Source organism: Acinetobacter kyonggiensis, assembly GCF_900107285.1.
In the GTDB taxonomy this organism is placed as follows: Bacteria; Pseudomonadota; Gammaproteobacteria; order Pseudomonadales; family Moraxellaceae; genus Acinetobacter; species Acinetobacter kyonggiensis.
Map to the genome: position 1 here is coordinate 89012 of NZ_FNPK01000012.1, position 10597 is coordinate 99608.

The following is a 10597-nucleotide window of genomic DNA, read 5'->3' on the forward strand; positions in this document are numbered from 1 at the left end:
TAATGAATGTTGATGTGGTACATGCCAGTATTGAAAGTTTTTTAAGGCAACGTATAGATAAAAAAGTAGAAGCTGAGCGAAAAAAGTTGAAAGAAGCATTTACAGATGAGCATTTATCCAAGATTCATAGTGACCATGAAATTGTATCTTGGATGAATTATATTGCTGAAAATGCGAGTAAGGTCAGTTTGAATGTCAGTCATGTCGCAAAACTCACACATTCTAGTAATAAAGCCATTAATTTAGTCGACTCTATTCCACAACAAAAACATCACTACTTGCTGACGACACAAACTGCAAATGTCGATGAAGTAGATAGTGCATACACGGATGCAAGTTATGCACCTGTTGCTGAATTTCTAAGTTTTAATGTTATAGATTCGGGGAAAAATTTAGGGCAATTTTTAGCAGAAAATGAAATTTATTTAAGTAAAATTTCAGATAATCCTGAGGTGCGAAAACAATGGAAAACTCAAATTTCTGAAGCCTATGTGGCTAAAAAATTAAGTAGTCACGTATTGGCTAAACAAGTCTATATTCCTGTGAATCATAGCTATCATGTTATTTCACCTGTTAAATCAAGTGCTTTAGCACATAAAATTTTTGAAAAAATTTCACTAAGTCGTTCTAAAGACACACCTGTTAATCAAGCCAGAAAGCAGAATGTTAGCTATGACGGTATTTATACATTTTTTCCTAAAACTGCTTTTTTAAGCGTGACGAAAAGTAATCATCAAAATGCATCCAAATTAAATGGTACACGTCGGGGAGGTTTATATTTTTTCCAAGCAAATCCGCCACAATGGAAGAAAGATTCTTTACCACCTCAGACAATGGCACAATTTTTAGCACGTTGCCGTACAAGTAATAGCTTAGAAATATTCAAAGAGATTAAACGCTTATTTTATGTGATGAAAAAAGAAAACCTGAGTATTAATTTAAATCGTAGAAATATTTTAACAGAATTGGTCGAATCACTTGCGGATGAAGTCATTCATCAAGTTTTATGGATACAGCAAAGTTATACCAAAGGTTGGTCGAATGATATGGAAATTGAACCTTATTTACGTTCATTTTTAGATCCTATTGAAAATAATCAACATGAAGATAAAGAATATATCGATGAATTTACAGAACAAGTTGCTAAATGGATTAATAAAAATATGGGGGAAAAATATGAGCGTAGAGAATTAAAAGCCATTTGGTTTAATACTTTACATCCTATTTTAAAAGATTTTCATGCGGTATTAACAGTGGAATCAGCCGAATGACTTCATATATTTTATTAGAAAAAATTAGAGTTGAAGATGCAAATTGTATTGCAGGTTTTACATATGGTTTTCCTGCAATCACAGGATTTTTAGGCTTTACCCATGTACTTTCTCGTAAATTTAATGCTGAGTTCGGCATAGAAATTATAGGTTGTGCGATTTTTAGCCATGATTTTACCTTACATACTAATGAACAATATGATGTTCATTTTATTCAAAGTAAACGTCCCCCTGTAACTTTACAAGGTCAGAAATATCGTGCTGAGGCTAATAAAACACCACCAATTATTGAAGAAGGAAAAATGGATTTAACAGTTTCCTTACTTTTGCAATGTAAACAGGTGTTATCAGGTGCAGATGAACAGAAAAATATTTATAAAAATTCTCTGAAAAAATGGGTTTATCAAGCACGTTTAGCAGGTGGAAGTATTCCAAATATTAAAAATATTAGTTTTTGGACAGAAGAATCAAACATAAACAAATTAAAAAGAAAACTTCTGCCTAGTTTTGTATTGCTTGATGCAACATCCGCTTTAGAAAAGCATGTCGAACAATCGAAAATAAATCATCCAAATTCAGATTTTTTTGATTTATGGACAGATTTTTTTGCCTATAAAGCTGAATCCAAAATTGATGAAGATCAGCAAACTGTGCAATGGGTGCGTAAGGATAAGCCAAATCCGAGAGATTGGTTTGTGCCATTGATGATTGGTTTTAAAGGGATTAGTCCATTGTATAACGGACAGGATGTGGAACATCATCGCGATCCACAATATCCATTTAGATTTGTTGAGTCTGTGCATAGTATTGGTGAATGGCGTAGTACACATAGAATACAAAATTTATCTGATTTGATTTGGACATATCACATCGAGGATGAATGGTATTTATGCCAACAGAATCAACAGTTTCAAACTGAGATAGAACCTATTGAACAACTACAACCAGCATCAAATAATGATGGTGCATTTAACTATGATTTTTAAACACTCTTTCTAATTAATTGAAAAGGAAAAAATAAAATGGCGAAGAAACCTAAAGTAGCAACTGATAGTGCAAAAGTTCCAAGCGTACTTGCATTTAATCGTAAAATTGAGCCTTCTGATGCATTAATGCAATCAGGTTTGTGGTCAGAGCGTGCGAATCCGACTGCATGGAAAAATATTGATTTGCATGAAAAACGTAATCGGGGTACAAAAAGTCAATATGGTGTTGATGACGCGGAAAAAACAGATCCAAATTTAGTCTGGGGCGATGATGCGCGTCTACCATTTGAAGCAGATACCTTAAAAGTTTTCTTTACAGTGAAGTTTTTAGGTAATATTGCTGAGCCTACTACGCATAATCGACCTGAGTTTGAAGTCAAATTAAAAGAAAAATTCTCAACTTATCAAAAAAATATTGGATTTTTAACATTAGCAAAACGTTACGTTCAAAACTTAGTGAATGCGCGTTTTTTATGGCGTAATCGACTAGGTGCAGAAAAAATAACAGTTGAAATTAAAAATACTGAAACTTGTCAGATTTGGAGTTTTGATGATGCATATCAATACTCATTAAATAACTTTGATGAAATTACTGATAAACAAGTTATCGAGATTGCGGAATTAGTTGCTAAAAGCTTTAGTGAGGATGATTATTTATTACTAGAGGTAACTGTATTTGCTAGAGTTGGGCAAGGACAGCATATTTTCCCATCTCAAGAGATGGTTATGGATACACCTAAAGGGCAAAAGTCTAAATACTTATATCAAGTTAAAACTAATCAAGGTATGTGTGCAGGTATTCATTCTGAGAAAATTGGTAATGCCATTCGAACGATTGATAATTGGTACACAATAGAAAATATTGAATCAGTAAAAGCACCTATTGCAGTTGAACCATATGGCTCAGTACCAAATCGTGGGCAGGCATATCGTATTAGTAAAACCGATTTTTATACACTACTGATTAACTGGTTAGAAAACGAAGATATTTCTGAAGATGACCAACATTTTGTTGTTGCAAATTTAATCCGTGGCGGTGTATTTGGTGGAAATGATTAATTATGAAATTTTATCAGGAAATTACCTTGATTGATCAAGCTGAAATTTCCCCATATTTCATTTGGTCTAAACTTTATGCCCAGTTGCATATTGCCTTAGCGGAACATAAAAATGCTAATGAAAAAGGAAATATTGGGATAAGTTTCCCCAAATATATTTATGAGGATGGTGATGAGGCTAAAAAATCAAAAGTGCATTTGGGCGATAAACTTCGTATCTTTGCTGAAGATCAAGCAGCTTTAGAAAACCTAAATATGTTTCAGTGGTTAGAGCGTTTAACTGATTACGTTCATATTACGTCTATACGTGAAGTACCTGAAAATATTAAGGGTTATGCAACATATAGCCGTAAGCAAGTGAAAACCAATGCTGAGCGTTTGGCGCGTCATCGTGTAAAGCGTGGCGATATTGGTTTTGATGAAGCATTGGCGCGATATAGCAATGTAGTTACCACTACAGATTTACCTTATATCCAAATGAAAAGTTTAACATCTGACAAAAGTTTTAAGCTTTTCATAGAAAAGAAAAATGCTAATCAATCTGAGACTCAGGTTTTTAGTACCTATGGTTTAAGTTCGGAATCATCAGTACCCGAATTTTAACCCAATATTTTTTCACTCTTTAACAGCTTAATAAAATCAATAGGTTATGACAGTGAGTAAAAACTTTGGTCTTTTATTAGATTTTGGTCTTAACTTGCTGTTATAACTTTATTTTTTTCTTTAAAATTACTGTTCACTGCCAGATAGGCAGCTTAGAAAATCTGGATTAGGTTTACAAACTTGAGTTGGTGGTTCACTGCCAGATAGGCAGCTTAGAAAATATTATTTCAAATTGCCAACTAACTTTTTGGGTTCACTGCCAGATAGGCAGCTTAGAAACTTAACCTATCGCCCCGAATTTCGGGGCCTCTGTTCACTGCCAGATAGGCAGCTTAGAAAATTCGACCATACTTTAGTGCATTGTTTAAATCGTTCACTGCCAGATAGGCAGCTTAGAAAATCGCAGACGTAGAGAGTTGTTTATAGTTTCAGTTCACTGCCAGATAGGCAGCTTAGAAAAACATCTACGCAGCGAGGGAGTCGCGTGTATTGTTCACTGCCAGATAGGCAGCTTAGAAAAAAAAACTGCGTAGTCCCAATGCTCGGTATCAGTTCACTGCCAGATAGGCAGCTTAGAAAATCAATGCCGCAAAAGCTTCGTTACCATTTAGGTTCACTGCCAGATAGGCAGCTTAGAAAATTAGTGAGATCCGGTCTTATGTCCGAAAGGCGTTCACTGCCAGATAGGCAGCTTAGAAAAAGATTAAACAATACAACTAACTGTAAAGCGAGTTCACTGCCAGATAGGCAGCTTAGAAAACTAAGCAATCCACCTTGAGCGGCTGCGCCAGGTTCACTGCCAGATAGGCAGCTTAGAAAAAAAGCTCTTCGGTTACAGAATAAGTGCGCTTGTTCACTGCCAGATAGGCAGCTTAGAAAATCGCATTTATTCATGTCGATTGAATCAAATTGTTCACTGCCAGATAGGCAGCTTAGAAAATCGCATTTATTCATGTCGATTGAATCAAATTGTTCACTGCCAGATAGGCAGCTTAGAAAAGTATCATGTTGATTCTGGACATACTGATATTGTTCACTGCCAGATAGGCAGCTTAGAAACGAACTTTACTCTTAGCCAACTCAGATGCAATGTTCACTGCCAGATAGGCAGCTTAGAAAAATCAAAAGGTATGGGGAAGTTACAGAAAGGTGTTCACTGCCAGATAGGCAGCTTAGAAAGTCTGCAATTTCACCGCGTGTTGTTGCCTGAGGTTCACTGCCAGATAGGCAGCTTAGAAAGTCTGCAATTTCACCGCGTGTTGTTGCCTGAGGTTCACTGCCAGATAGGCAGCTTAGAAATTCCTCGTGGGCCTAACTTTGCCGCCGCGAGCGTTCACTGCCAGATAGGCAGCTTAGAAAAACAAGAAAAGAAAAACCCCGCCAAGTTAGTTGTTCACTGCCAGATAGGCAGCTTAGAAATCTTGTTTATTTATGAAGTTGAATGTCCATCTGTTCACTGCCAGATAGGCAGCTTAGAAAATTTGTAAACCTTCTCGCTTTCTTTGTAAAACGTTCACTGCCAGATAGGCAGCTTAGAAATCTCAATGGCTCTGGATAATCTCTTTCGCACCGTTCACTGCCAGATAGGCAGCTTAGAAAATTACCCATGAAGCGCCTAAATCTTTAGCCCAGTTCACTGCCAGATAGGCAGCTTAGAAATCATCATCAATAAACAACAACCTGATCTTAAAGTTCACTGCCATATAGGCAGCTTAGAAGTTTTTAAATTTGTATGCTTGGCTTGGGTTATCGTTCACTGCCATGTAGGCAGCTTAAAAAGACGAACAAGAGGCGTTAAAAACGACAAATGGATTTAGTTCTATTTTGAGAACTTTATAAATAAAAAATCAAATTATATCAGTATTATAATTGGCTTGAGTGAAGATTTTTTTATCTACTTATTCTTCGATCATCCCAGTAGCACGGCACTACAATCAAGTTGTTTTCATGTAACCGTGACCATAACCGAACTCCTAAATCCTGCTGCATGGTCTGCACTGTAAAATTAGAAATAAGCAACGTGGATTTCATGTTGTCATAACGATTATATAAAACCTTATGTACCAGTTCTAGACGTTTCTCATGCCGGTCATGCAGGCCATATTCATCAATCACCAATAAATCAAAACTAGAAAAATGGTCGATTACTTCTTTTTCAGAGCGTGAAGCATCTGACCAGGTGTCCATTATTTTTTGAGCAATTTCTGCACTAGTATAGTAGCGTGCAGATTTTGTACTGTTATACAGAATGTTGCGAATGATTGATGCACTCAGATGGGTTTTTCCTGTACCCGGTGTGCCGATGAGTAGCAGATTCGGATGATGGTCAGAAATAATTTTTTGTGCAAAGGCCTGACATAGCTTGATGGCATTGTCTTGTGCAGGACATGCAATCACATAATTCTTGAAGCCACAGTCAAGGTGGCGTTTATTAAGTCCTGAATTTTTGATTTTCTGCTGCAGTAAGCGCTGTTGCATTTCGTTTTCATAAGCTGCATTGGAGTGGTGGACGGTTTCTTTCGCACACAATTTACAGAGCCTGTGACCAGCAATTTCTATCAGGGGTATATGATGGGTAGAGCAAAGTGTTTTCGTTTCTTCTGCGCGAATCTGGAGCGTTTTAAGCATAATATTCATGGTTATTCTCCTAAATCCATTTGGAATTTTCTAAAAAATTATCATTTTTTTCTTCAAAATTTGAAGATGAAGATGAAGATGAAGATGAAGATGAAGATGAAGATGAAGATGAAGGGCATTGCTTGAGATTGGTCGGAGCAATGCTCGGGTTCTCCTCAGAGGATGCTTGAGCATTTTTTTGCATTTGCTTGTTAGATGCTTGAGCATTACTTGCGGATTTGTTCCAGCGTGCTTGAGCTGCATTTTTAGCTTTATCAGATTTCATCTGCTGATTTTGTAAAGCCTGGCTTCTTAAACTGGTCAAAAAATTTGAATGAATCTGTTCAGACTCGATTTCAAACAATTCCAATGCCATCAGCGTATTCAACAAAGTTCTAGCTTTTGTCTGCTGCGGTAATTTTGTGATGCTGCAGACTGTCGCTAGATCATGAGGAATAGCCCCATTTTTCCAAAAATCCATCATTAACAGCAGTGCTGCACCAATTTGCTCTGCGGTCATTCGTGCAAATTTTGCCTGTAAGTCGCCAATATAGAGTGGCATCCAAATTGAAATATCTTTATGCATATTTTCACCTTTTTATAGGTATAGAAGGGCTAAGGTCATCAATTAGATGACCTTATATATTTGTTTGATCAGGGAATTAGGCTCATTAGCCGGATGCGGGCCTGTCTGGCTAAATCATCGTAATGGGCTTGTCCATCATCCAGCAGTCGTTGTAGCCAAAGTCTCAACGCCTGGTGATCATCGAAACATTTGTTGATCTCCAGCAAAAAAGCCAGATTGTGCAGTTTGGGAATATGTAGCTCATGAATTAATTCACGCGCGACCATATCTGCTTCAGGGCTAACTACCACGCCGCCAAAGAAAGCTTTACTGTTCATGTGCTCAGTCTCTCCAACATGGCTTCAAAAGCACTGCCATCACGACGGGTAACATTTGGAATGTAGCGGCTATAGACCCGGAACAGCATTTCAGTGGTTGAATGTCCCAATTGGCGTGCGATCCATTCCGGGTTTTCACCGGCAGATAACCACAGAGTTGCTGCGGTATGGCGGGTTTGATAGGCTCTTCGAGGCTTCAGTCCTAGAAAGCGCAAGATCGGATGCCAGACACGTTTATTCACCAAACGATAATCTAGAGGCCCACCATCACGATTGCAGAAAACAAAACTGGATTTACCATTATTTAAGGTTTTCTGTTGCAGAAAGGCTTGATAAACCCGATCATTCATTTGGATGGTGCGGTCAGAACCATAAGTTTTAGTTCCACCCAAAACACCATTTACCAGTGCTTCTCTAATATGGATTTCACGACGCTGTAAGTCGATATTTTTCCATTGAAGACCATCGATTTCACTGGTACGCATACCTGTGAAAAAACGAATAGTGTAATAAGGCTTAAAATCATCACGCACCATTGTGAGAATTTTATGCACCTCTTCCAGAGAAAAGGGAGTGACTTCAATCTTACTTTCCTTCAGATTGTTAATATTTTTATAAGGCGACTCAAACTCGTATCGTTCAGCCGCATCATTGAGTATCATACGTAAAGGCGTCATGATTTGATTAATCCGCGATGCTTTCAGAGTTGTCTGATTATTTCCGTGTGTCACTTTGGCGAGGGAGGCACGGAAATTCAGCAAGTCTGATTTTTTAATTTTTGTCATTACCTGATTTCCAAAAGCAGGAATCAAATATTTCTTCATGACAATTTGAATTTTTTCCTGATAGGAACCTCTCCATTCAATTCGTCTTTGATTGAACCAAATGTGTGCATAATCTTTGAATAATGGAACATTAGTTTGCACAGCAATTTGCTGACTTCTTTTCTCTTTAAACTCCTCAAGACGTTTACTTTTTGGAAAGTACTTTTCGTACTCAAAAGTTCCCAAAATAATCTCAGCTTCAAGCTGTTCAAGACGTTTTTTTAAAATACGTCGGTTATATGCGTTATCTTCAAGCGTTGTGGTTTCTCTGCAACGCATTCCCATATAACGGAAGTCAGCAATGAGCTTTCCACTTCTTTCACGAATAGTAGCCATACATTAAACTCCTATTGCAACGCTTCCATGCTTAAACCAGTAAACTTAAGCATTTCAGTTTCGATACGTTCCCAAACAAAAAGAATTTTACGGCCACCGAATGGGCGAATGTAATGAACACCCTCAATGAACACGCTATCTTTAAGTTGGTTGCGAATAGTACGAGCGTCGTACTGAATTTTTTCAGCCAGTTGTTGGGCGGTAAGGTAGGTATATGTCATAATTGTATTCCTGTAAGAATTCATTGGATGTAAGTAATTATTCATCCATAGACGTAAAATAACCTTAAATTTAATTGAATGCAATTAAATTTTCATCGGATTAGTGGAGTTTTTAATGGTTATTTGTAAATTACCAATTTTATTGGCAGAAAGAAAAATGCGGGTTGCTGATTTAATTCGTGGTACTGGAATTAATAAAACGACTTTGCATAAACTTTATAATGGAGAGTTGACCCGAATCGACTTAGATACAATTGATCGCATTTGCGAGCATTTAAATATCCAAGTCGGGGATTTATTTGTTTTTGAAAAAAATAATAAAGATCAAAATCTTGGGTAGTATTTTGGGCACAAATGGTCACAAAAAAATGGTCATGGTCACAAATTTTTATTTAGAAATAGACTTTAAGAAAATGAAAGGCAATGACTGGATATTTTGTAAATATTTTAAGAGAATTTAATGTAATTTAAGATCATTTATAAAAGATGGGCACATTTCGGTCACATCGTGGTCACAATTATTTTTTGAGAGAATATAAACAATAGAACAACTACAGTGGTTATAAACATAATCACTGATAAAAAATTAAATAAAATCAATGAAAAAAAGCCCCCATCTTTCGATGAGGGCTTTTTTGAATTTGGAGCGGGAAAAGAGACTCGAACTCTCGACCCCAACCTTGGCAAGGTTATGCTCTACCAACTGAGCTATTCCCGCTTATTGAGCAGTTTTTAATAAAAACTTACACTAAAAAATTTGGAGCGGGAAAAGAGACTCGAACTCTCGACCCCAACCTTGGCAAGGTTATGCTCTACCAACTGAGCTATTCCCGCATGCCGTGTATAATACAGCATGTGAAAATGTGGTCAATCATTTTGTGAAAAAACTTGTATCAATTGCATAAAATAAAACCATTTTCCCCAAAGTGGGGTGTTTTATCAGCAAAGTTGATAGCCGTAAGAAAAATTTGAGCTGGAAAATGATGAATGATTCTGGAACGACAGGCAAAAGATTGAATCAGAACACGTTATACTGAAGCGAGAACTAGAGCCTTTGGGAGTATTATTTTGAATTTAGAACAGCAATTAATTCAACGATTACAAAGTTTGTCACCAAGCCATTTAGAAGTGGTGAATGAATCATCTGGTCATGGTGGTTATTTCCCAGGTAAAGAGTCACATTTTAAAGTGGTTGTGGTGAGTGATGCTTTTGAAGGATTACGTTTGGTACAGCGTCATCAAAAAATTTATGCCGCCGCAGGCGACTTACTCAGTCCTGGAGCGATTCATGCTTTGGCGATTCATGCTTTTGTTGCTTCGGAATGGCAAGGTCAAGCGACTGCTAGCCCTGAATGTGCGCATGCACCCAAATCTAAATAAGGAATATTGAAAAATGGACATGCAGCTGACAGTTAAAATTGTGCATATGATCAGTGTGACCTTACTGATTGGTGTGGTGATTGCGCGCGCTTTTACTTTATTTGTAGGCGTTCAGGGCAATCAACCGAATCCTGTAGCACGTAAACTTTTTGTGGCATTACAACATCTTTCAATGACTTTAATTGTTTTGACGGGTCTGACCTCTTTAGTCATTAAAAACTTTGAGGTGCAATCGTGGTTTTATGCCAAAGTCGTATTATTTCTGGTCTTATTTTCATCTTTAATCAAAGCTTATAAAAAAGATGGGTGGTGTTTCAAAAAGTATGCTGAAACAAAGCAGGTTGAATTTTGATAAAATAGAGAAATGCGAATAACTCTAGAAATCAAATGTCCAACCTG

Annotated in this window: 12 protein-coding genes, 2 tRNA genes and 1 CRISPR repeat array; of the genes, 7 read left to right on the top strand and 7 right to left on the bottom strand. The window is 37.0% G+C overall.

What is annotated here, in order from left to right; all coding sequences use genetic code 11:
* The first annotated feature begins 2 nt into the window (after positions 1-2).
* The 4 genes from BLV99_RS11100 to cas6f are packed head-to-tail and all read left to right on the top strand — an operon-like array spanning position 3 to position 3918.
* The gene (locus BLV99_RS11100) at positions 3-1271 is read left to right on the top strand and encodes a type I-F CRISPR-associated protein Csy1 (RefSeq protein ID WP_092690612.1); all 1269 of its coding nucleotides are present in this window, start codon (positions 3-5) and stop codon (positions 1269-1271) included.
* Positions 1268-2257 carry a type I-F CRISPR-associated protein Csy2 gene (csy2, locus tag BLV99_RS11105; protein WP_092690615.1) on the top strand — a complete coding sequence of 330 codons (990 nt, stop codon included), beginning with the start codon at positions 1268-1270 and terminating at the stop codon, positions 2255-2257. The genes BLV99_RS11100 and csy2 overlap by 4 nt, the downstream gene beginning before the upstream one ends.
* 36 nt (positions 2258-2293) lie before the next feature.
* Positions 2294-3316: a type I-F CRISPR-associated protein Csy3 gene (csy3, locus tag BLV99_RS11110; protein ID WP_092690619.1), complete on the top strand. Its 1023-nt coding sequence runs from the start codon at positions 2294-2296 to the stop codon at positions 3314-3316.
* A gap of 2 nt (positions 3317-3318) precedes the next feature.
* Positions 3319-3918, top strand: coding sequence for a type I-F CRISPR-associated endoribonuclease Cas6/Csy4 (cas6f, locus tag BLV99_RS11115; RefSeq protein WP_092690627.1), 600 nt, complete (start codon positions 3319-3321; stop codon positions 3916-3918).
* A 131-nt stretch (positions 3919-4049) separates the two neighbouring features.
* Positions 4050-5698: direct repeats of the CRISPR family, unit length 29 nt; unit sequence GTTCACTGCCAGATAGGCAGCTTAGAAAA.
* A gap of 110 nt (positions 5699-5808) precedes the next feature.
* Here the strand turns inward: cas6f and BLV99_RS11120 are convergent.
* The 5 genes from BLV99_RS11120 to BLV99_RS11140 form a co-directional block, all read right to left on the bottom strand.
* Entirely contained in the window at positions 5809-6555 is a 747-nt protein-coding gene (locus BLV99_RS11120) for an ATP-binding protein (protein WP_092690629.1), read from the bottom strand.
* A gap of 10 nt (positions 6556-6565) precedes the next feature.
* A complete protein-coding gene (locus BLV99_RS11125; RefSeq protein WP_092690632.1) occupies positions 6566-7120 on the bottom strand; it encodes a DUF1376 domain-containing protein in 555 nt (184 codons plus the stop codon).
* A 68-nt stretch (positions 7121-7188) separates the two neighbouring features.
* Complete coding sequence (locus BLV99_RS11130; protein WP_092690635.1) at positions 7189-7437, bottom strand: hypothetical protein; 249 nt, start codon at positions 7435-7437, stop codon at positions 7189-7191.
* Entirely contained in the window at positions 7434-8597 is a 1164-nt protein-coding gene (locus BLV99_RS11135; protein ID WP_092690638.1) for an Arm DNA-binding domain-containing protein, read from the bottom strand. The genes BLV99_RS11130 and BLV99_RS11135 overlap by 4 nt, the downstream gene beginning before the upstream one ends.
* Before the next feature lie 11 nt (positions 8598-8608).
* Positions 8609-8818 carry a hypothetical protein gene (locus tag BLV99_RS11140; RefSeq protein WP_004732663.1) on the bottom strand — a complete coding sequence of 70 codons (210 nt, stop codon included), beginning with the start codon at positions 8816-8818 and terminating at the stop codon, positions 8609-8611.
* A gap of 115 nt (positions 8819-8933) precedes the next feature.
* On the opposite strand from BLV99_RS11140, the gene BLV99_RS11145 reads away from it, so the two are divergent.
* Positions 8934-9158, top strand: coding sequence for a helix-turn-helix domain-containing protein (locus BLV99_RS11145; RefSeq protein ID WP_092690640.1), 225 nt, complete (start codon positions 8934-8936; stop codon positions 9156-9158).
* 302 nt (positions 9159-9460) lie between these two features.
* On the opposite strand, the gene BLV99_RS11150 is transcribed toward BLV99_RS11145, so the two are convergent.
* Both BLV99_RS11150 and BLV99_RS11155 read right to left on the bottom strand, forming a co-directional pair.
* Positions 9461-9536, bottom strand: a tRNA-Gly gene (locus BLV99_RS11150).
* A gap of 40 nt (positions 9537-9576) precedes the next feature.
* Positions 9577-9652 (bottom strand) — tRNA-Gly (locus BLV99_RS11155).
* Positions 9653-9886: 234 nt separating this feature from the next.
* Here BLV99_RS11155 and BLV99_RS11160 point away from each other — a divergent pair.
* Both BLV99_RS11160 and BLV99_RS11165 read left to right on the top strand, forming a co-directional pair.
* Positions 9887-10198 (top strand): BolA family protein, encoded by a 312-nt coding sequence (locus BLV99_RS11160; protein WP_086164893.1) that lies wholly within the window; start codon positions 9887-9889, stop codon positions 10196-10198.
* 13 nt (positions 10199-10211) lie between these two features.
* On the top strand, positions 10212-10550 hold the full coding sequence (locus BLV99_RS11165; protein WP_092690643.1) for a SirB2 family protein: 339 nt from the start codon (positions 10212-10214) through the stop codon (positions 10548-10550).
* Positions 10551-10597: the final 47 nt, after the last annotated feature.